This window comes from Paramicrobacterium chengjingii (assembly GCF_011751765.2).
Taxonomy (GTDB): Bacteria; Actinomycetota; Actinomycetes; order Actinomycetales; family Microbacteriaceae; genus Paramicrobacterium; species Paramicrobacterium chengjingii.
On record NZ_CP061169.1, the window covers coordinates 2,470,355 to 2,490,209 of the forward strand.

Annotated in this window: 18 protein-coding genes; 8 read left to right on the forward strand and 10 right to left on the reverse strand. The window is 63.5% G+C overall.

Annotated features, from left to right (window positions below):
* Window positions 1–26: 26 nt before the first annotated feature.
* The 3 genes from HCR76_RS12035 (at window position 27) to HCR76_RS12045 (ending at window position 2,949) form a co-directional block, all read left to right on the forward strand.
* Window positions 27–1,034 carry a LacI family DNA-binding transcriptional regulator gene (locus HCR76_RS12035; RefSeq protein ID WP_166990706.1) on the forward strand — a complete coding sequence of 336 codons (1,008 nt, stop codon included), beginning with the start codon at window positions 27–29 and terminating at the stop codon, window positions 1,032–1,034.
* Between the two features lie 137 nt (window positions 1,035–1,171).
* Complete coding sequence (locus tag HCR76_RS12040) at window positions 1,172–2,083, forward strand: ABC transporter ATP-binding protein (protein WP_166990708.1); 912 nt, start codon at window positions 1,172–1,174, stop codon at window positions 2,081–2,083.
* Entirely contained in the window at window positions 2,080–2,949 is an 870-nt protein-coding gene (locus tag HCR76_RS12045) for an ABC transporter permease (protein WP_166990709.1), read from the forward strand. Before HCR76_RS12040 ends, HCR76_RS12045 begins: the two co-directional genes overlap by 4 nt.
* Before the next feature lie 68 nt (window positions 2,950–3,017).
* On the opposite strand, the gene HCR76_RS12050 is transcribed toward HCR76_RS12045, so the two are convergent.
* The 7 genes from HCR76_RS12050 to HCR76_RS12080 all read right to left on the reverse strand — a co-directional run bounded on the left by HCR76_RS12050 (window position 3,018) and on the right by HCR76_RS12080 (window position 12,147).
* Window positions 3,018–4,244, reverse strand: coding sequence for a multidrug effflux MFS transporter (locus tag HCR76_RS12050; RefSeq protein ID WP_166990713.1), 1,227 nt, complete (start codon window positions 4,242–4,244; stop codon window positions 3,018–3,020).
* Window positions 4,245–4,340: 96 nt separating this feature from the next.
* Window positions 4,341–5,522 carry an ROK family transcriptional regulator gene (locus tag HCR76_RS12055; RefSeq protein WP_166990716.1) on the reverse strand — a complete coding sequence of 394 codons (1,182 nt, stop codon included), beginning with the start codon at window positions 5,520–5,522 and terminating at the stop codon, window positions 4,341–4,343.
* Between the two features lie 74 nt (window positions 5,523–5,596).
* Window positions 5,597–6,622 (reverse strand): LacI family DNA-binding transcriptional regulator, encoded by a 1,026-nt coding sequence (locus HCR76_RS12060; RefSeq protein WP_166990719.1) that lies wholly within the window; start codon window positions 6,620–6,622, stop codon window positions 5,597–5,599.
* 69 nt (window positions 6,623–6,691) lie between these two features.
* The gene (gene yicI / locus HCR76_RS12065; protein ID WP_166990722.1) at window positions 6,692–8,989 is read right to left on the reverse strand and encodes an alpha-xylosidase; all 2,298 of its coding nucleotides are present in this window, start codon (window positions 8,987–8,989) and stop codon (window positions 6,692–6,694) included.
* Window positions 8,989–9,873, reverse strand: a complete 885-nt coding sequence (locus HCR76_RS12070) for a carbohydrate ABC transporter permease (RefSeq protein WP_166990725.1) — start codon at window positions 9,871–9,873, stop codon at window positions 8,989–8,991. Before HCR76_RS12070 ends, yicI begins: the two co-directional genes overlap by 1 nt.
* Window positions 9,873–10,778, reverse strand: a complete 906-nt coding sequence (locus HCR76_RS12075; RefSeq protein ID WP_434063585.1) for a carbohydrate ABC transporter permease — start codon at window positions 10,776–10,778, stop codon at window positions 9,873–9,875. The genes HCR76_RS12070 and HCR76_RS12075 overlap by 1 nt, the downstream gene beginning before the upstream one ends.
* 136 nt (window positions 10,779–10,914) lie before the next feature.
* A complete protein-coding gene (locus HCR76_RS12080) occupies window positions 10,915–12,147 on the reverse strand; it encodes an ABC transporter substrate-binding protein (RefSeq protein ID WP_166991705.1) in 1,233 nt (410 codons plus the stop codon).
* Between the two features lie 277 nt (window positions 12,148–12,424).
* On the opposite strand from HCR76_RS12080, the gene HCR76_RS12085 reads away from it, so the two are divergent.
* Both HCR76_RS12085 and HCR76_RS12090 read left to right on the forward strand, forming a co-directional pair.
* Complete coding sequence (locus HCR76_RS12085; RefSeq protein WP_166990731.1) at window positions 12,425–13,387, forward strand: acetylxylan esterase; 963 nt, start codon at window positions 12,425–12,427, stop codon at window positions 13,385–13,387.
* Window positions 13,388–13,517: 130 nt separating this feature from the next.
* Window positions 13,518–14,183, forward strand: coding sequence for a CGNR zinc finger domain-containing protein (locus tag HCR76_RS12090; protein WP_235934233.1), 666 nt, complete (start codon window positions 13,518–13,520; stop codon window positions 14,181–14,183).
* On the opposite strand, the gene HCR76_RS12095 is transcribed toward HCR76_RS12090, so the two are convergent.
* Together HCR76_RS12095 and HCR76_RS12100 are read right to left on the reverse strand one after the other, a co-directional pair.
* Window positions 14,165–14,788, reverse strand: coding sequence for a 2-phosphosulfolactate phosphatase (locus HCR76_RS12095; protein ID WP_166990734.1), 624 nt, complete (start codon window positions 14,786–14,788; stop codon window positions 14,165–14,167). The two genes, HCR76_RS12090 and HCR76_RS12095, sit on opposite strands and share 19 nt — an antisense overlap.
* A 91-nt stretch (window positions 14,789–14,879) precedes the next feature.
* Entirely contained in the window at window positions 14,880–15,386 is a 507-nt protein-coding gene (locus tag HCR76_RS12100) for an EVE domain-containing protein (RefSeq protein WP_166990737.1), read from the reverse strand.
* 30 nt (window positions 15,387–15,416) lie between these two features.
* Between HCR76_RS12100 and HCR76_RS12105 the strand changes: the two genes are divergently transcribed.
* The 3 genes from HCR76_RS12105 (at window position 15,417) to HCR76_RS12115 (ending at window position 18,352) form a co-directional block, all read left to right on the forward strand.
* Window positions 15,417–15,944 (forward strand): hypothetical protein, encoded by a 528-nt coding sequence (locus HCR76_RS12105; RefSeq protein ID WP_166990740.1) that lies wholly within the window; start codon window positions 15,417–15,419, stop codon window positions 15,942–15,944.
* Between the two features lie 169 nt (window positions 15,945–16,113).
* Window positions 16,114–17,622: a DEAD/DEAH box helicase gene (locus HCR76_RS12110; RefSeq protein ID WP_166990743.1), complete on the forward strand. Its 1,509-nt coding sequence runs from the start codon at window positions 16,114–16,116 to the stop codon at window positions 17,620–17,622.
* A gap of 214 nt (window positions 17,623–17,836) precedes the next feature.
* Complete coding sequence (locus HCR76_RS12115; protein ID WP_166990746.1) at window positions 17,837–18,352, forward strand: GNAT family N-acetyltransferase; 516 nt, start codon at window positions 17,837–17,839, stop codon at window positions 18,350–18,352.
* Window positions 18,353–18,354: 2 nt separating this feature from the next.
* On the opposite strand, the gene HCR76_RS12120 is transcribed toward HCR76_RS12115, so the two are convergent.
* A complete protein-coding gene (locus HCR76_RS12120; RefSeq protein WP_166990749.1) occupies window positions 18,355–19,833 on the reverse strand; it encodes a family 20 glycosylhydrolase in 1,479 nt (492 codons plus the stop codon).
* Window positions 19,834–19,855: the final 22 nt, after the last annotated feature.

Sequence of the window (19,855 nt, forward strand, 5' to 3'; positions counted from 1 at the left end):
ATCCTTTTCCATGCTACTGTCTGCCCATGGCTCGACGAGCGACTATTCACGATGTGGCAGCGGCGGCCGGAGTGTCGGTCGCCACAGTTTCGAAAGCAGTGAACGGACGCTACGGAATCGCTCCGGCGACGATCAAGCGTGTCATGGAGGCCGTCGACAAGCTGGGCTACGAATCGAGCCTCGTCGCCAGCAGCATGCGCTCGCGACGCACCGGAGTCGTCGGCGTGCTCGTTGCCGATTTCGAGCCGTTCAGCGCCGAGATCCTCAAAGGCGTCGGTGCAGCATTGCACGATTCCGAGCTTGATCTTCTGGCGTACAGCGGCTCACGACAGCGCGAGAGCGAGGGCTGGGAGCGTCGTTCTCTGAGCAGGCTCAGCGGAACGCTCATCGACGGCGCCATCATGGTCACTCCGACAGTGCTCAGCGCGACAAGCGACATACCCATCGTTGCCGTCGACCCGCACACTGGACGCGCCGATCTGCCCACCGTCGAGTCAGACAGCTTCGGCGGTGCGCTGCAAGCGACACGTCACCTCATCGAGCTCGGGCATCGTCGCATCGGCTTCGTCGCCGGACGACCCGACCTGCGATCGTCGATTCTGCGCGAGGCAGGTTACCGTCAGGCTCTGCGCGAAGCCGGCATCTCCTTCACACCAGAGCTCGTGCGTGTGGGGCGGTATGAGCCCGACGAGTCGCGAGAGCGCACAAGCTCTCTGCTCTCCAGTCCAAACCCGCCCACCGCGATCTTCGCTGCCAATGACATCTCGGCGATCGCTGTACTCGAGCGCGCCGCGAGCATGGGTCTGCGCGTTCCCCGAGACCTCTCCGTCGTGGGCTTCGATGACATTCCCGAAGCGTCGCAGATCAGCACGCCGCTCACGACGGTTCGGCAGTCCATGCAGCGCCTCGGCGCCGAGGCCGTGAAGCTCCTGCTCTCATTGATGAACGGCGAGTCGACGGATGCCACGCACGTTCGCCTCGCCACGTCCCTGATCCAGAGGGCAACGACGGCACCGCCTCCCACGCGGCGCTAATCACCCGCGGCACACGTGCCCCGGCATCCGCATGCCTGGTGGGTCGCACTCTGGGGCGACACAATGTCATCCTGTCGACGACAGCGTCATTCCACAGGGGGACGCGACAACGCTTGCACGGTGCCTAACGTTGAACCATGATCGAAATTCAGCACCTGAGCAAGCGATACGGCTCGAAACTCGCCGTCGATGACATCAGCGCGACAATCCGTCCCGGAATGGTCACCGGCTTTCTCGGGCCGAACGGCGCCGGCAAGTCGACAACCATGCGCATGATGGTCGGACTCGACAGACCAACGACCGGATCGGTGACGATCGGCGGCCGCCGCTACCAGCAGAACAGCGCTCCCCTGCACGAAGTCGGGGCCCTCCTTGAGGCCAAGGCCGTGCACACCGGACGCTCGGCACAGAACCACTTGCTGGCTCTCGCCGCCACCCATGGCATTCCGAAGAAGCGCGTGAGCGAGGTGATCGAGATGACCGGTCTCGGCACCGTCGCCAAGAAGCGCGTCGGCGGATTCTCACTCGGCATGGGCCAGCGCCTCGGCATCGCGGCAGCGATGCTCGGCGACCCCCACACCCTGATTCTCGACGAGCCGGTGAACGGCCTCGACCCCGAGGGCGTTTTGTGGGTGCGCCGTCTGACGCGCCAGCTCGCCAACGAGGGACGCACCGTGTTTCTCTCGTCGCACCTCATGAGCGAGATGGCTCAGACAGCCGACCAGGTGATCGTGCTGGGCAAAGGCAAGATCATCGCCGACGCTCCCATGAGCGACATCATCGCCGCATCGACGGGCAACCTCGTGCACGTTCGCACACCACAGCCCGCCGAGCTCGCACGCGTTGTCGCCGGCCCCGACGTCTCGGTGACGTCGCGTGAAAACGGGCTTCTCGAGGTGACGGGACTCGACGCACGCCAGATCGGCGAGTCGGCGGCATCCGCGGGAATCGTGCTGCACGAGCTCAGCCCGGTCAACGCCTCACTCGAAGACGCCTACCTTGAACTCACAAACGACGCGGTCGAGTACCGCACGGAGGAAGTCCGATGACCGCCACCGCTCTCGCACCCAGCCCGCTCGACGGCATCCGCCTGTCGTTCTCCGGCCTGCTCCGCTCTGAATGGATCAAGCTGCGCAGCCTGCGCTCGACGGTGTGGTGCTACGTTCTGATCGTTCTGGCGACAGCTGGCTTCGGCATGCTCATGGCGCTTTCGGCCAACCTCGGCGACGATAGTCTGCCGCAGGCCGCGCAGAACAACATTGTCGCGCAGTACCTGACGATCGGCGGCAACTTCACGGGGCTCATCGCCGCCGTGCTCGGCGTGCTTGTGATCAGCGGCGAGTACACGACCGGAATGATCCGCACGACGTATACGGCCGCGCCCGGTCGACTGAGCGCCTACACGGCAAAGGCACTCGTGCTCACCGTCGTGACGTTCATTGTCGGGCTCATCTCTATCGCCGCAGCTCTTGCTGTGTCGCTTCCGATCTTCACGCTCAATGGCGTCGCCCCCGAGCTGAGCAACCCGGACGTCCTCGTCCCGTTGATCGGCTCGGCCGGCTACCTCGCGCTGATCGCGCTGCTGTCGTTCTCGCTCGGTGCGATCCTGCGCAACTCAGCGGGCGGCATTGCCACCGCCGTCAGTCTGCTGTTCGTGCTGCCCGTAGGCATCAACATCGTCTACAGCTTCACCGGTGCAGCCTGGGCCGCGAACATCGCCAACATCTTGCCCGGCACTGTCGGTGCTGCGATGTTCGCGTACACAGGTGAAGGCTCGGGCCCGGCACCGACTCCCGGTTTCGACAGCGATGGGCTGCTGACGCTCGACCAGCCCTGGATGCTCGGAATCTTCGCAGCCTGGATCGTGATCGGCCTCGTTGTCGGAGCGATCCTCACCAAGCGTCGCGACGCCTGACACGTCGCGTTCGACTCGGCGCCCTCGCCACCCTCGCGGCGAGGGCGTCGTGCTGTGCGGGGGCCCGCCTACTCACTCAGCTGAGGAACCGAACGCGGCCGCACGATGATCCAGAGCGCCGCAATCGATATGGCGGCCGTGCAGATCATCACGCCAGCCATCGACTGCGTGCTCACGCCGAGAGCGCCGACGATTGGAGACGTCAGACCGGCGACGCCGAAGTTGAGCGCGCCGAGAAGCGAGGCCGCCGTTCCTGCTTCGCGCCCATGATTGACCAGGCCGAGCACCTGAACAGCTGGAAAACTGAACCCACACGACATGATGAAGAAGAACAGGGGAATCAGGATGCCGAGCAGCCCCGCATCGGTGAAAGCGAGCACGAACATCGTCGATGCAGCCAACACCTGAACAATCGTCGTCGTGGCGAGCACCCACTGCGGCCCGTACCAGCGCATCAGGCGCGATGAGATCTGCACGCCGATCACGACACCGATCGAGTTCGCCCCAAAGAGCAGGCCGTACTGTTGAGCATCCATTGCGTACATCTCTTGAAACAGAAACGATGAGCTCGACAAATACGAGAACAGTCCAGAGAAGTTCATAGCGCCGATCACGGCGACCCCGACGAAGATGCGGTCGCTGAACACGTTTTTGTACCGTTCGCCCACGGTGCCGTGTCCTTTGCCGACCCGACGTTCCTTCGGTAGCGTCTCGACGATGAATATCGACACGCACGCAACGACGATGAGACCATAGGCGGCGAGAAACCAGAAGAGCCCTCGCCACGGCATCACCAGAAGCAGCTGCGACCCGAGAACCGGGGCCAGAATCGGCGCGAGGCCGTTGACGAGCGCGAGGCGCGACAGCATTCGCACGAGCGGCTTGCCGCCAAACAGGTCGCGCACCATCGCCATCGCGACAACACCGCCGGCAGCAGCTCCCGCGCCCTGCAGCACACGAAATGCCAGCAGCGTCACGACATCCGGGGACAGCGATGCTCCGAGACTGGCAAACACGTGAACGCTCGTGGCGATGATCAGCGGAAGGCGACGGCCCACCTTGTCGCTCCATGGGCCCATGAACAGCTGCCCGACGGCAAATCCGATTGTCGTGCCTGTGAGGGTGAGCTGAATCACCGAATCGGGAACGGCGAACTCTTCAGTGAGCACGGGGAATGCCGGCAGGTACAAGTCGATTGTGAAGGGACCGAGCGCTGTGAGCGCCCCGAGTACGAGCACGTAAACGAGGCGCTGGCGGCCGGAAAGCGAGTCACCGGGGTGCACGACAGTAGTCAAACGAGTCCTTGAGTCAGCAAGATGCGAACAGAGAAAATGCGCCGAATTGGCGGCTCGGACGCCAGAATCCGAGCGCTCGAATCGATTCGAGAGCTTCTACTCTACTGGATGCTGCGCGGCGACGTTCGTGAGCTGCGCCGGGTCGTCGAGAACATTGTCGAAGACCAGCTCCGCAGCGCCGATCAGCAGAATCTCGTCGCCGAGCGCTGCTCGGGCGATGGCGACGTCGTCGAATGCGGGGCCCAACGTCTGAAGCCCGACCAGGCGAGTCATCTGCTCAGTCCGCGCCTCATAGAGAGCACCGAGGAAGCCTCCCAGCACAACGAGGGCCGGGTTCAGGATGTTGATTGTGTTGCGCAACGCCGTCGACAGCATATCGACCTGCCGATCGATCTCGGCGACGGCATCGTCGTCACGAGCGCTGAAGATCGCTCGTTCCAACTGCTCGGAATCGACGCCTGGAATATTCAGTGCCTCACGTAGCCGAGCTCGATTTACTTCGTCTTCGAGCGTTGCACCGGGGACGGCGGCCCCCGCAACACGTGTGTGGCCGAATTCTCCAGCGAAACCGCCGATGCCGCCGAGCAGTTCCCCGCCGACGATCATTCCGCCGCCGATACCACTCGCTCCCCCATTGAGGTAGATGAGGTCCGACACCCCGTCGCCCGCTCCAAAGTTGCGCTCCGCGACAGCCCCGAGGCTCGCATCGTTGCCACCCCAGCAGGGCAGATGTGTCGCCTCAGCGAGCATCGCCGCGAACGGAACATTCTCCCACCCCAGGTGAGGAGCGAGGCGCACGACGCCGTCGACGCTGCGCACGAGGCCGGGCACAGCAACACCAAGCCCGAGGATCACGGCGCTAGCGGGAAGCTCGCTGAGCATTTCGGAGACGAGTCCAGCTGTAATGCGCACCGCCTCCTCGGGGCTCGGCGGCGCGTCGACTTCGCGGCGCACCTGCGAACGCACAACGGCGTCAAGCCCGACGACGCCGACTGTGATGGCGTCGACCTCGGGGTTCACGGCAATGGCGACAGCATCCCTGTGAGGCCGAACGAGCGGAGACGGCCGGCCAACGGTGCGATTGCCCTCGGGAAGCTCCTCGACGGCGAGACCCAACTCAACCAGCTCGGCCACGAGTGCCGCGACCGTCGACCGATTGAGCCCCGTGAGCGTTGTCAGGCGCGAACGCGAGAGGCCTCCGCTGCGATGCACGAGACCGACAACTGTCGAGAGATTGTGCCGCCGGACGGTGTCTAGGTTATTTCCGCGCACTGCCACACTAAAACTCTACTGGGCGGCGTGCACATCGGAAGGCTGCACCTGCGGCAGCAGCAATCGCCACCGTCACAATCTCAGTTCCTTCCGCTGGTCGGAGTCGGCGTGACGATGGAGCCGCGGTCGAGAAACTGTGGAGCGACGAGTTCGACGTGAGGCTCGACGTCAGACACAAGCTGTTCCACAAGAAGCTCGACGCCACGCACACAGGAGTCAGCGGCAACGAGCGGAATCACGTCGAGCGGTGGTGAGAAGCGCGACGTGTCGAAGCTCGAACACGCCGAGACGACGGACAGGTCTCGGGGAATCTCAATGCCACGATCAGCGAGCTCATCGAGAGCAGAGGTCTGAATCGGCTCTTCGCAGTTCATCACGAGACCCGTCATATCGGGAAGCTGCTCGTACAGCTCGTTGAGCGCTGCGCGCACGCCAGCAGGCCCGTGACCGGGAAGCGCGACAGCGCTGCGCACAGCCAACGCGTCCGCCGCATCGCGGAAACCAGCACGGAATCGATGGGGAAAATTGGATCCGCGTTCGTACACGCGCGGCGGATGCCCCAGCATCCCGATCGACCGGTGACCGTGCTCCACGAGCCGCTCAAGCGACAGCTCGGCCGCACGACGAAAGTCGAGGTCGATACACACGAGCCCCTCGGTGTCGTCCGGAATTCCGATCACCGTTGAGGGCAGATCAATCTCGTGCAGCAGCCGTGTGCGCTCGTCGTCGCGCGCGACATCGAGAACGATGATGCCATCGACGAGTCTGCTTGCCGCGACGCGCTGCAACCCCGCGGTTGCTTCATCTTCCGTCAGCAGCAGCACGTCGTAGTCGTGAGTTCGTGCCGCCTGGGTGACAGCGAGTACGAACGCCATATGGGCTGGGGCGTATGTCTCGGCGTGCAGCGGCGCCGTGACAGCGAAGATATGCGTTTTGGTTCCCGCAAGCATCCGTGCGCCGGCGTTAGGACGATACCCAAGATCACGAACGGCGGCGGAAATGCGCTTGCGCGTCTCTTCTCCGATCGACCGCTTGCCACTCAGCGCATATGAAACCGTGCTGATCGACACTCCGGCCGCCCGAGCGACATCATGAATGTTCGCCACGATCCCCCATTTCCACTGTGAACTCGCAACCGTCTGGTCGGAGTTTAGAGCACGTCTCGCGGGCGACCGTCACTCAGTGACGGTGTGCCACGTCCACGCGGAGTCGGAGTTGCCCTCCACGCTCACGTCCGAACCGTTCCAGCTCGCCTCGAACGTCGCTTGGACGCCCTCGGGGGTCGTCACGGTGACGCTGCGCGACCCGGCGTCGCGCGACGGGTACACGGCGAGCGCCAGCCCGTCGAGGTAGTCGTAGTCCGGTCGATCCGTTCGAGCGCCAAGCGGAATGACCGAACCGTCACGAACCCACAGCGGGATGCTGTCGAAGGCATGCGTCTCGGTGCGCCAGTTGCCCCCCTCGACAGTCTCGTTCGTGAAGAAGTTCGTCCAGCGCCCGGCAGGCAGGTAGTACTGCACGTCTCCCGACGCACTGAACACCGGAGCGACGAGCAGCTGGGAGCCAATCATGTACTGACGGTCAAGATAGGCGACGGCAGGATCGTCGGGGAACACCAGCTGCATGGGCCGCATGAACGGCAGCCCTTTCAGTTGCGCCTCGCTGCCCACCTGCAGCAGGTACGGCATGAGCCTGTTTTTGAGCTGGGCGAACGTGCGGGTGACATCAACGGCGCTCTGACCGGGTTCTTCCGTGCCATCGTCGAACAGCCACGGCACTCGATAGCTCGTCGACCCGTGCAGACGTGAGTGGCTGGACAGCAGTCCGAAGGCCACCCAGCGCTTGAACACGGACGTCTCGGGCATGCCCTCGAATCCGCCGATGTCATGACTCCAGAACCCGAAGCCGCTCATCGCAAGAGAGAGGCCTCCGCGAAGTGTCTCGGCCATCGACTCGAAGCTCGACGAGTTGTCTCCGCCCCAATGCACGGGCATCTGCTGGCCGCCCGCCGTTGCCGAGCGCGCGAACAGTACGGCCTCACCCTGCCCGCGGTGCTCCTCAAGCACGTCGAACACTGCCTTGTTGTAAAGCTGCGTGTAGAGGTTGTGCATTGCCGCGGGATCGGTGCCGTCATGCCACACCACGTCCGTGGGGATCCGCTCGCCGAAGTCGGTCTTAATCGCGTCGACGCCCTGCTCGAGCAGCATCCGGATCTTGCTCTGATACCACGTCACGGCGTCGGGATTCGTGAAGTCGATGAGCGCCATGCCCGACTGCCACATGTCCCACTGCCAAATGTCGCCGTCAGCCTTCTTCACGAGATAATCGCCGGCGACAGCCTCGTCGAAGGCAGCGCCGCGCTGAGCAATGTACGGGTTCATCCAGACGCTCACACGCAGGTCTCTGCCGTGCAGCCGCTCGAGCATACCGTCTGGATCGGGGAACACACGGCTGTCCCATTCAAAGTCGGTCCAGTTGAACTCGCGCATCCAGAAGCAGTCGAAGTGGAAGACACTCAACGGCACGTCACGCTCGATCATGCCGTCGATGAAGCTTGACACGGTCTTCTCGTCGTAGTCGGTCGTGAAGCTCGTCGAGAGCCAGAGGCCGTACGACCAGGCGGGAACAACGGCGGGGCGGCCGGTGAGCGTCGTGTAACGCTCCAGCACATCCTCGGGCGTCGGGCCGTCGAGCACGAGGTATTCGAGCACCTCTCCCGGCACCGAGAACTGCACGCGTTCGACGGTCTCGCTTCCCACCTCGAACGACACATGCTCCGAATGATTGACGAGCACGCCGTACCCGCGGTTGGTCAGGTAGAACGGAACGTTCTTGTACGACTGCTCGCTCGAGGTTCCGCCGTCGGCGTTCCACACGTCAATGCTCTGGCCGTTCTTCACGAGCGGACCGAACCGCTCACCAAGGCCGTAGACAAGTTCGCCGACGCCGAGCGACAACTGACTGTGCAGATAACGGGATGCCGTCGGTCGACCGTCTGCCGATGCGCCGACTTCTCCTACCGGTTCTACCGCGATGGCGGCATCCGTTTCGAGATCCATGCGGCCGATCGACTTACCGCCGCTGCGCGCGAGCACTTCTCCGTTCGACTCGAACGCGAGATTCCATGGACTGCCGGCTGTGATGCGCGCGGTGAGTGAACCGCTCGTGAGCACGCCTTCGTCCATGGAGATGCGGATCTCTGGCTCTGAAGCATCCGCCCCCGGCATCTCGAAACCGCGGTGATGAGCCGAACCGAGGTGGTTCTCGATGCGCACCTTGATGACGCCGTCGAGCGGGCTCGACAGCGTCACTGTGAGTGCTGGCCTGTTGAGCGTGTCACCGCGCGTCGCGATCACCCGTGTTGGAGCGGTGACGCGCACAGACTCGCCCATGCGCTCGATGTCGTATGCCTCTTGGGCGTACAGCGCCGTAACGCCGGGTCGGGTCTGCCAGAATCCGTCGGTGAACTTCATTACTTGACTGCTCCTGCGGTGATGCCCCGTGTGAGGGTGCGTTGGAAGATGAGGAAGAAGATGAGTGTCGGAATCAGCCCGAGCAGCGCTGAGGCGCTTGTCGTCGTCACGTCCATGAGCCGATCGCCCTGCAGCACGGTGATCGCAACGGGCACCGTCTGTGTCGCATTGCTGATGAGGAACGTGAGGGGAATCAAGAACTCATTCCACGTCCAGATGAAGAAGAAGATCAGCAGAACACTCAGCGTGGGGCGTGAGATGGGGAATACGACGGTCCAGAGAATACGCCAGCGACTGGCGCCGTCGAGGGATGCTGCCTCGAGCAGCTCCTTCGGGAAGGTGCCGTACACCGAGGCGAGCAGATATGTGCCGAACGCCGACTGGATCACCGTGAAGATGATGATCACTGCCCACTGGTTGTCATAGAGTCCCACCTGCTTGAACATGAAGTACAGCGGATAGAGCAGCACCTCCTGCGGCAGCATGTTCGCCAGCAGAATGAGCACGACGATCCACGTGCGTCCCTTGACGCGCCCGATGCCGAGCGCAAACGCATTGAACATCGAGATCACGACGGCAAACACGGCGACGAGCCCCGAGATGTAGATGCTGTTCCACAGCTTCTCGGGAAAGTTGACGCGCTCCCAGAAGGCGACGATGCCGTCTGTGTAGATCTCCGTCGGCAGCGAGAGCGGTCCGGAGGTGTTGTAATCGGCGGGTGATTTGAACGAGTTGATCAGAATCATCAGAAACGGAACGGCGATGAAGAAGCCGATCACCACGGCGACAGCCAGAACGACCCAGTCGCTCGCGGTCTTGCGGTTCTTGCCGCCTGCACGGCGGATGGGTGCCCGCGTGCCGGTTGTTACGAGTTCGGTAGCCATCAGACCTGCTCCTCTTTGCGCTCGAGCCGGTTCTGGAAGGTGATGAATACGATGCTCACAATCGCGATCACAATGGTGAGCGCCGTGGCGATCGTGGCACCGTAGCCCACTTGCTGCGACTGGAAGAACTCGCTGTACGCGTAGTACGCGGGAACGATCGTCGACGTTCCCGGCCCGCCTCCGGTGAGCGCGTATACGGGCCCGAACACCTTGAGTGCGGCGATGGTGCACGTGAGCACGACAACAAAGATCTCGGGGCGGATGATGCTCGCGGTGATGGCGCGGAATCGCTGAAACCAGTTGGCGCCGTCGAGCTCGGCTGCCTCGTACAGCTCGGGATCGACGCGCTGCAGCGCCGCCATGAAGATGACAACCGGGTACCCGAGCTGCACCCAGATCATGATCACCATGATGCTGATGAGCGCCGTATCTGGGCTGCCGAGCCAGTTGTGCTGAAGATCTCCGAGGCCAACGGCCGCGAGCACATTGTTGAGTGCGCCGTTCTGCGGCCTCAATATCCAGCCGATCACAATCGCTGCGATCACTGACGGCATGATCTGCGGCAGGTAGTAGGTTGCCCGAAGGAAGCTCGCGATCTTTCCGCCGAACTTACGCCCGATGAGGTCGAAGAGCATGGCGGCCAGAAGCAGACCGAGCAGTGTCGGTACCACGACCATGGCGAGAATCATCGCAATGGAATTGACGAACGATGTCCAGAACGTCTCGTCGCCGAAGAGCTTGATCCAGTTGTCGAGCCCCGTCCACTCCGGCGGCTTGATGCCGCGGTAGTCGGTGAACGACAGGTAGATGTTCCAGAACAGTGGAACAACGATGATCACGGCAAGCAGCGCCAGACCGGGAATCAGGTAGAACCAATAGGTTCGCGAGGTCGCGCCGGGGATCATCCCCTCGGGCAGCCTGCGTCGTTCACGCGAGCGTGCGCCCGGAGCCGCAGCCGTTGTCACCATGAGTTGTCCTTCACGTCAGAGGAAAGAGTGTTCGGATGCTGCGGGGCAGCGCCCCGCAGCATCCGCTGAAGCGTCAGCCGACGATGTCGTCGACGCCCGCCTGGTACTGCTCGCCCAGCTGCTCTTGCACGTCGGCAGGTGACTTCGTGCCGTTCAGAAGCTCTTGCAGACCGGCGTTGAGCTCGTCGTAGAACGTCGCTGTCGGCCAGTCGGGGTAAAACGCAATGCCATCGCGCTCGGTGAGCGTGTTGAAGTTGGCGATGAGCTCCTTGCTCTCTGGGTCGATGTCTGCCTCGTCTGCCGCGACGGGAACGCCGCCGTTGTTGCCGATGAGAGCCTGAATCTCGGGACGCATGGTGATGTCGATGAATGTGTACGCGAGATCCTTATTCTGCGCCTTCTCGGGTACAGACCACATGTTGCCTGCCGATCCCGGTGACATTTCGGCGCCGGGGAAGAGGAAGGTGCCCCAATCGGCATCCATCTCAGTGTTGAAACGGTTGTACCACCAGCTTCCCGAGAAGAAGATGGGGTAGTCACCGCCGATGAACGCTGTGCCCGCATCTTCTGCCTTCAGGCCCGTCGAGTCCTTCGAGATATATCCCTTGTCTGTCCAGTCCGCGATGGTCTCTGTGGCATAGCTGATCTCGGGTCCGCCAAAGTCGACGTCGTCGGTGTACAGCTGGTACGCGTCGACCCAGTCACGATCTGCCTTGGTCAATGCAAGCTGGTACCAGAGCTGCCCGAGCGGGTACTCGGCTGCGGCTTCGGACAGCGGCGTGATGCCCTGGTCGACGAATGCCTGCATGACACTCTCGAACTCCTCACGTGTCGTGGGAACCTCGAGGCCGGCATCGGCGAACATGTCTTTGTTGTAGTAGACCTCGACGTACTCGCCGTAGTTGGGAACGCCGTACCAGCTTCCCGACCCCATGACGCCGTCTTCGTCGTACATTGCCGTGGTCTGCAGCGACGGCGCAAGCTTCTCGTCCCAGCCGTACTTCTTGACCGGCTCGTCGAGGTTGGTGAGCAGTCCCTGGCTCGAGAGCAGCCCTGCTGTGGCGTTTCCCTTGTTGTATTCCAGAATGTCTGGTGCTTCGTCTGAGTTGAGCACTTGGCTCGCCGTCGAGCGGATCTGCTCGAAACTCTTCTCTTCGAATTCGACCGTGGCACCGGTCTCTTCTTCGAAGATCTTGATTGCTTCGTCCCAGGCGATGCCCATGGCGCTGTCTGCGTTCTCGTAGTGCCAGAGCACGAGTGTGTCTTCGTCATGGCTTGCTCCGGCCGAGCAGCCTGAGAGCGCCATGGCTCCCAGTGCAACGGTGGCGATTGCTGTGGCCACCTTCGATTGGCGTTTCACGGATTTACCTCCTTGTAAGGCCCTGAGCGCCGAGATGATCGAGGGGAGATCGCCGTTTGTCTAAACGTTTCGACGCTGTGCTGTCGATGAGTCTAAGCGTTTCGACAGATGTTTCGCAAGGTATTTGTCGCATCAAACGACAAACCCGTTTCTACGCTCTCCGCCGTGCCGGTACTCTGGATTGCGTCCTACCGCGCGCCCGCACAGAAAGTGACGTACATCGATGTTCGTTGACATGCCCGAGGCCGATCTCGCCTCGTACCGCAGCACGCAGACCGACCCCGCCGACTTCGATGCGTTCTGGACGTCGACGCTGCAGCAGGCGCGCGACGCGGCATCCGCCCCCACTCTGACGCTCATCGACACGGGACTTTCCACGATCAACACCTACGACGTCACGTTCTCGGGCTTTGCCGGGCAGCCCGTCAAGGCGTGGCTGCGGGTTCCCGCCGCAGCAACGACCCCGCTTGTGACCGTCGTCGAATACGTGGGCTATGGCGGAGGGCGTGGCCACGTACACGAAAACCTGATGTGGGCATCGGCCGGGTTCGCACACCTGCTCATGGACACCCGCGGGCAGGGGTCTGCGTGGTCGACGGGCGATACGCCTGACCCCGATGGCACCGGTCCGCAGTTTCCTGGCATGATGACCCGCGGCATCGACAGCCGCGAAACGTACTACTACCGTCGCGTCTTCACCGATGCTGTGCGCGCGCTCGAGACCGCGCGCGAGTTGCCGATGACGGATGCCGCTCGCACGGTGATCACCGGCGGAAGCCAGGGCGGCGGCATCACCGTCGCCGTCGCCGGGCTTGTGCCTGATATCGCCGCCGCAGCACCGTACGTGCCGTTCTTATGCGACTTCCGTCGCGCCACCGTCATCACCGACAATGATCCGTACAAGGAGATCGGCCGCTATCTCGCCGTGCACCGCAACAAAGTGGAGAGCGTGCACAAGGTGCTGTCGTACTTCGATGGCGTCAACTTCGCCCGTCGCGCAATCGCGCCGACGCTGTTCTCGGCAAGCCTCATGGACCCGACGTGCCCACCGTCAACGATCTACGGCGCGTTCAACGAATGGCGCGGCGACAAGCGCATGTCACTGTGGCAGTACAACGGACACGAGGGCGGCGGCCCGCTCGACCGCCAGTACGCGCTCGAGTTCTTTCGCGAGGTTCTCGGGTAGTCATGCTCAGCGCAGCGGCACGGGCTCTGCACGCTCGACGACCCTCATCGTGCGAGAAACCACGGCACCACCGCGACTCTGACGAGAAAGAGCCCGATCATGCGCCCGCGCAACCGGATAGAGTGAGTGCGTGATTTCGGGCGAACGGCTATCGGAGACCGGGCAATGGCTCGAATCGCGCGAGGGCACCCGCTGGTGGTTCGACAGCGGCGCACTCTGCCTCGATTTCGCCTACACCGGGCCAATGGGCGACGCCGGCGATGGACAGGCAGTCGGCTGGGAGCAGCTGGTGAACAGTGCAGACCTCGACGACTGGCTCGCGGATCGCAGCGCCGTGACGGCATCCACAGACCGCGATTTGCGCGACGCTCATACACTGCGCGAGGCGATCGCCCACGTCACCATCGCCCTCGCCTCCGGCAACCAACCGCTGCGGCGCGACATCGACCTGATCAACCTCTACGCGGCGACGCCCGACCTGCCGCCGCGGCTCCACGGCGGATCCCGCCAGGCGGGGCGCTCACTGCCCCGCGCGGCGCAGGCGCTGTCGACGATTGCGCGAGATGCCGTGGCCGTGTTCAGCGGCGAACGTGACGGAACAATCCGTGGCTGCGACGCCGACGACTGCGGTCTTCTCTACGTCGACACGTCTCGTGCGGGAACTCGACGCTGGTGCTCGATGCAACGGTGTGGAAATCGGCACAAGGTGCGGCAGCATCGGGCCAGGCAGCGTGCGAAGGCCGAAGCTCAGAACTTCTCGGCACCGCAGGCGGATTCTCAGCCGACCGCCCAGTAGCCGTCGTCGCCAAGCACCGGCACCAGCTCGCTCGCATCGACCTGTCCCGCGGCAACGACGGCGTCTCGTTTGCCGGAGGCAATAAGCCGCTGCCCCGCGGTAGACGCCGTGTACAGATGACCGACGGCACGTTCGAGCCCCGTAAACGCGGCGCTTGCAGCGGCCGCCTCGGGAGACGAATAGTCGATGCCCACTGCGGCGAGCGCGTCGATGACGGCGCCAGCCGCGAACAGCGTGTCGACGGCGAACCCTGAGCCGACGGCATCCTGATGTGAATCGGCACCCAGCGACGTCTCCGCCACAAGGGCGACGCGCACACGCTCACCGCGTTGCACCTGATGCTGAAGCACGTGCTGAGCGACAGCCGTGCGGTTGCGCAGCGATGCGGCGACAACTCGAGCGCCCGATGCGTGAGCAGCATCCGCAATCGCCGCGTCAGCGGGCTCTCGCCCGAGCGACTCGACAGCCGCCGAAATCTGGTGGCCGTCGGCAATTCCCTGCACCACGATGATGACTCCGGCACCGTCGGCAATAGCGGATAACCCCGCTGGCCCCCAGTCGAAACGCACCTCGTACCGGCTCTGCTGATTGTCTGCTGTCGTCACGCTTCCAGAATAGGCACGCCGTGCCCAGCTGCCGTGAAGTATTGCGCAGAATGACGCCGCACCGGATCGGCCTCGATCGGTTCCGGGTGGGTCAGTACCAGGTGGGCCCCTCACGCGGCTCGGGCACCACGTCGGCAATGATGCGGTCGTGCGGACGACGATCCTCGGGCGCCGGCATGCGCATCGCGAGGCGGATGGCCTCCCAATCGTGGCGGCTGAGTTCGACAAGCCCAGGCCGCAGCTTCACGCCCCAGTTGCGACTGGAGGTGGTGAGATCGAGATGTGGCTTGAGCGGGTGGATCGGAGCCTCGACCGCCGGACGATACCAATCGATGCGCCGGCGCCATTGGCGAGCCGCCGCATCAACGCGACGATCCGCCGAATACACGTCATTGTCGGCGACACGACCGATGGCCGTAAACGCGCGCAGCGGCTCGCCGTCAAGCGTTTCGCGCGGGGAATAGTAGACAAGACCGTCTGCCTCATGCAGTCTGCTGATCGCCTCACGACTTCCGTGGTTCAGCTGCCCGATGCCCATGCGGACGGCATCGCGCACGTGATCGCGCTGCACCACTCCGAGCCAGAACCTGATAGCCATGTGCCATTTCTACCCGAAACAGGTGACACGGTGCAGACTGAAGACATGTACGTGCAGTTGAAACTCGTGTTAGACGCAGACCCGGCCGCCGCGTGGCGCGCTCTGAGGTCGACGTCTGTCATGCGCGAGCTATATGCACCGTTCATCGGCGTGAACGCCGGAAACACCGCGAGCAAGACGCACTGGCAGAACACGACAGACGAGATTCCGCTCATGCTTGCTGGGCTCGTGCCGCTCGGCCGACAGCTCATCGAGCTCGACTACGACGAGACAAGCCACCCCGGCGTTAAGATTCTGCGCGACACCGGATCTCCGGCGTCAGGTCCGCTGAGCGCCCTGCGCGGATGGAATCACCGCATGGCGGTCTCCGCTACAGCCGACGACCCGGGCCGCACCCTGTTTCGCGACAGGCTGACCTTTCACGGGCCTGCTGTTGGCGCATACTGGTACCCGCTGTGGGTGATGTGGCAGTGGCGCGGCTCACGACTTCGTGACATGGCACCGAACTGGGCATTCGACCCAGAATTGCGCGATGAGACGAGCACACAGCATCTGTGAGTTAGACTGAACTCACTTGCGGGCAACGTTATGCCCCTTGCGTCGTAGAACGCTCCCTCTCCCCGGCAACGGGTCGATGACTTTCATACGGCGAACGAATGCGCGATCCCGCGCCTTCGCCACTCTTCCGCCCTCTGTGAAGTGCGGATCTCGATGCCTGAAAGGCACCATGTCAGATAACACATTCGGCGCGCTCGGCGTGCCCGCTCCCCTCGTCACCGTTCTCGCGAAGGACGGCAAGACCGAGGCTTTTCCCATTCAAATCGACACGCTGCCCGACACGCTCGGCGGGCGCGACGTGCTCGGCCGTGGCCGAACCGGCAGCGGCAAGACTCTCGCGTTCTCCATTCCGATGGTCGCGCGCCTCGGCACGGATCTCGCCGGAGGCAAGCGCCGCCCCGGTCGCCCCCTCGCCCTCGTTCTCGCCCCGACGCGTGAGCTCGCCACGCAGATCGACGCCGTGCTCGCACCGCTTGCCGCCGCATACGGAATGAAGACGACAACCATTTACGGCGGCATTAACCAGCGCCGCCAGGTTGAGGCGCTGAACGCCGGCGTCGACATCATCGTCGCCTGCCCCGGGCGGCTCGAAGACCTCATGAACCAGGGTCACGTGCGGCTCGACGCCATTGAGGTCACCGTCCTCGACGAGGCAGACCACATGGCCGACCTCGGCTTTCTCCCCGTCGTCACGCGCATTTTGAACGCGACACCGGAAAATGGACAGCGGATGCTGTTCTCGGCAACGCTCGACAACGGCGTTGACAAGATCGTCAAGCGCTTCCTGCACAACCCGGTGACGCACTCGGTCGACGATGAGACAAGCCCCGTCGAAGCGATGACACACCATGTGTTCTTCGTCGCCGACGCCGACGCCAAGAAGTCACTCGTCGAGAAGCTCGCCGCTGGGCGTGGCCGACGCATTCTCTTCACCCGCACGAAGCACCACGCCAAGAAGCTGGCGCGGCAGCTGACAGCATCCGGAATTCCCTCCGTCGACCTGCACGGCAACCTGTCGCAGCCGCAGCGTGACCGCAACCTCGCTGCGTTCAGCGATGGCAGCGCCCGCGTGCTCGTCGCCACCGACGTGGCAGCTCGCGGTGTGCACGTCGACAACGTCGAGCTGGTCGTTCACGTCGACCCGCCCGTCGAGCACAAGGCATACCTGCACCGCTCGGGTCGCACGGCACGTGCCGGCAGCGCGGGAACCGTCGCAACGGTGTGCCTCCCGGTGCAGCGCGATGACCTCAAGAAGATTCTGCGGAAGGCTGCCATCACGGTAGCCCCCGAGGCCGTGACCGCCGAGTCACGCGTCGTCGTCGACCTCGTCGGCGAGGAGGCAGCGTACGTCAAGCCTCAACCGAAGCCGATTCAGCAGCAGGGCGGTGGCGGCACATCGCAGGGTGCCAACGCGCGTCGCAAGCGCGCGAATCGCGGAGGCGCGGATGCTGGCCAGCGCAGTTCTGCGCGCGGCGAGCGCAACGATGCACCGCGTCGTGACCGCTCAGGTCGCCCCGCTGCCGCGAAGTCGGGTTCCGGCCGTTCCGGTGCGCGCTCCGGCCAGGGTCGCTCTGGTCAGGGCCGCTCCGGTCAGGGCCGCAGCTCCGGCGCTCCGAGCGTGTACAGCACGTCGTCCTCTGGCGGCGAGCGTACGCACCGCCGCGTTTCCTCGCGCTAGCGCGCTCCTCGAAACGAGGACACAGTGCCGGGACGAGGACGTTTTCTCGAGAAACGTCCTCGTCCCAGCACTTCTTCCTTCTCTCGGGGCGGCAGGCTGGCGAACTTCCGCGGCTGCCGCCCAGAACGCAATTGCTGATGGCCCGCACGGCATCGCCACTGGCGCAGCATCCGCTCGATTATGACCCGGCGCAAAGTCAGGGTACTTTCTCCCTATGGACACCACGGATGCTGTCGCACCTACCCTCGATATCATCGTTCGCCCCGCGCGAGATGTCGATGCCGAATCACTCGGCCGTGTGCACGCGAAGTGCTGGCACGAGACATACGACCACCTGATCAGCACGGCCGCGCTCGAACGCGTTTCGCCCTTGCGCCTTGCCGAACTCTGGACGCACTGGACGAAGCAGGGCGACGAGTACCACCAGCACGTTGCGCTTGTCGACGGCGAGATCGTCGGCTTTGTCGGCTCTGGGCCGGCCCGCGACGAGGATGCTCCGCGCGAGCGTGAGCTCTACTACCTGTACCTGCTCTCGGCGTTTCACGGCACGGGCATCGGTCAGCAATTGTTTGACGCCGCGTGCGGAGATCGTCAGGGATACCTGTGGGTTGCCGATGACAACCCTCGCGCCCACGCCTTCTACAAGCGCAATGGTCTGAAACGAGACGGCGCGCAGCAGGTGCAGCCGTTCCTCGGCGAAGAGCTGCTCGAGGTGCGGCTCGTCCGATAGCGTCAGTCGCGAGCGTAGGACACGGGCGGAAGCCCCTCGTCAACGGCGGTGAACTCGCTGTGAGTGAGTGCGCTGCCCGCGTTCCATGACCGTTCGGCGAACGCCCTCAGCGGCGAGCGGATGCCGAGAGCAACCTCATCGCAGGTCTGAGCTTCTGGGCGGTCCGACCAAATGGCGAACGATGCCCCGACCAGTTGCTCTGGGTATGGCTGCGTCACAATCTGCGCGCGGTCCGTGAGGCTCGGGTGCAGCATCGGAAAGACACCAGGGTGCCACTCCGCCTCCCACAGCCGTTTGCTCGTCGGGTATGTGTAGCCGGCGTTCTCTCCGAGAACGTAGTAGAACATCGCGTCATTCACATTGACGACGTCGTATCCCCCATCAAACGCCTCCTGCACGGGACGCATCGACGCACTCCAATTCGTCCACCAGGCAAACTGCACGCGTTCGTCCAGCACGACGTTGCGGCTGCGCAGCATCCCGTCGTTCCATACCCGCGGGATGACGTCGCGGTCAGTCAGATATGCGGCGATCGTGTTCACGAAAGCAGTGAGCAGGTCGAATCCCGTGCCGGTAGCCCCAAAGCGCTTCTTTGCTGCATCGTCAAGCACCGGGTAATCATGCATGTGATCGAAGTCGACAAACTCGTCCCCTCCGAGGTTCCAGACGCGGCTTTCGTCGAAGAGCTGCACGTAATCGTCGACAAGTTCACGAGCGAATGCCACTGCTGCGTCATTCGTGATGTCGAGAGCCCCATCGACGCCAGGCAGGCAAAACTCGGGATGCCGCCCGAGAGCGTGCTTCAAATGGCCCGGCATGTCGAGCGACGGCACAATCTCAATGTGGTGATCGTTAGCCACGCGGATCAGATGCGTCGCCTCCGCGCGCGTGATGTATTCGGGCGAAACGATCGCGGGGTGGCTGATGCTCTCGAGCCTCACACCCTCATTCTCAGAGAAGTGCCATTGCAACGTCGTGAGGCCGATGTCGGCGGCGTTCACGATCAGCTGCTCCAGCCACCGGGCGGGGTAGAACTTGCGTGCAGCATCGATGTGCAGTCCGCGCTCTGCCACGGCCGGCTCTGCCCGAACGGATGCTGCCGGAACCCGGCCGTGCGCACGCAGATTGTGCATCAGCTGACGTGTCGCGCGAAAAACTCCGCATGGTGTCTGCGCTCTCACAACGACGTCGTGTCCGACCTCGATCGCATAGCCCTCGGGGCCGAACCCTGAGCAGTGATCAAGCCGCAACTCGACACGGGAGCACTCGTCGTCTGCTGCAGCAGGTTCGGGTCGCGTCACCGCACCGTATGCGCGAAGCTCGTCGTCGAACCGCTCACGCTCACGCCGGAGCCGCGCATCGCTGGCGATCACGCTGACAGTCGTCGGCGCCCAGCTTCCGTGTCGAAGTTCAACCTCATGAGGTTGCGGTATCGCCGTCCACGTCAGCGGCCCGGTTGCAGGGCTCTCGATCTCAGGCATCGGCGGCTCTCCTCTTCTCGTC

Coding starts and splice junctions, on each gene's coding strand:
- HCR76_RS12035 (WP_166990706.1), top strand. CDS start 27: ATGGCTCGACGAGCGACTATTCACGATGTGGCAGCGGCGGCCGGAGTG.
- HCR76_RS12040 (WP_166990708.1), top strand. CDS start 1,172: ATGATCGAAATTCAGCACCTGAGCAAGCGATACGGCTCGAAACTCGCC.
- HCR76_RS12045 (WP_166990709.1), top strand. CDS start 2,080: ATGACCGCCACCGCTCTCGCACCCAGCCCGCTCGACGGCATCCGCCTG.
- yicI (WP_166990722.1), bottom strand. CDS start 8,989: ATGAAGTTCACCGACGGATTCTGGCAGACCCGACCCGGCGTTACGGCG.
- HCR76_RS12070 (WP_166990725.1), bottom strand. CDS start 9,873: ATGGCTACCGAACTCGTAACAACCGGCACGCGGGCACCCATCCGCCGT.
- HCR76_RS12075 (WP_434063585.1), bottom strand. CDS start 10,778: ATGATCCCCGGCGCGACCTCGCGAACCTATTGGTTCTACCTGATTCCC.
- HCR76_RS12080 (WP_166991705.1), bottom strand. CDS start 12,147: ATGGCGCTCTCAGGCTGCTCGGCCGGAGCAAGCCATGACGAAGACACA.
- HCR76_RS12085 (WP_166990731.1), top strand. CDS start 12,425: ATGTTCGTTGACATGCCCGAGGCCGATCTCGCCTCGTACCGCAGCACG.
- HCR76_RS12100 (WP_166990737.1), bottom strand. CDS start 15,386: ATGGCTATCAGGTTCTGGCTCGGAGTGGTGCAGCGCGATCACGTGCGC.
- HCR76_RS12110 (WP_166990743.1), top strand. CDS start 16,114: ATGTCAGATAACACATTCGGCGCGCTCGGCGTGCCCGCTCCCCTCGTC.
- HCR76_RS12115 (WP_166990746.1), top strand. CDS start 17,837: ATGGACACCACGGATGCTGTCGCACCTACCCTCGATATCATCGTTCGC.
- HCR76_RS12120 (WP_166990749.1), bottom strand. CDS start 19,833: ATGCCTGAGATCGAGAGCCCTGCAACCGGGCCGCTGACGTGGACGGCG.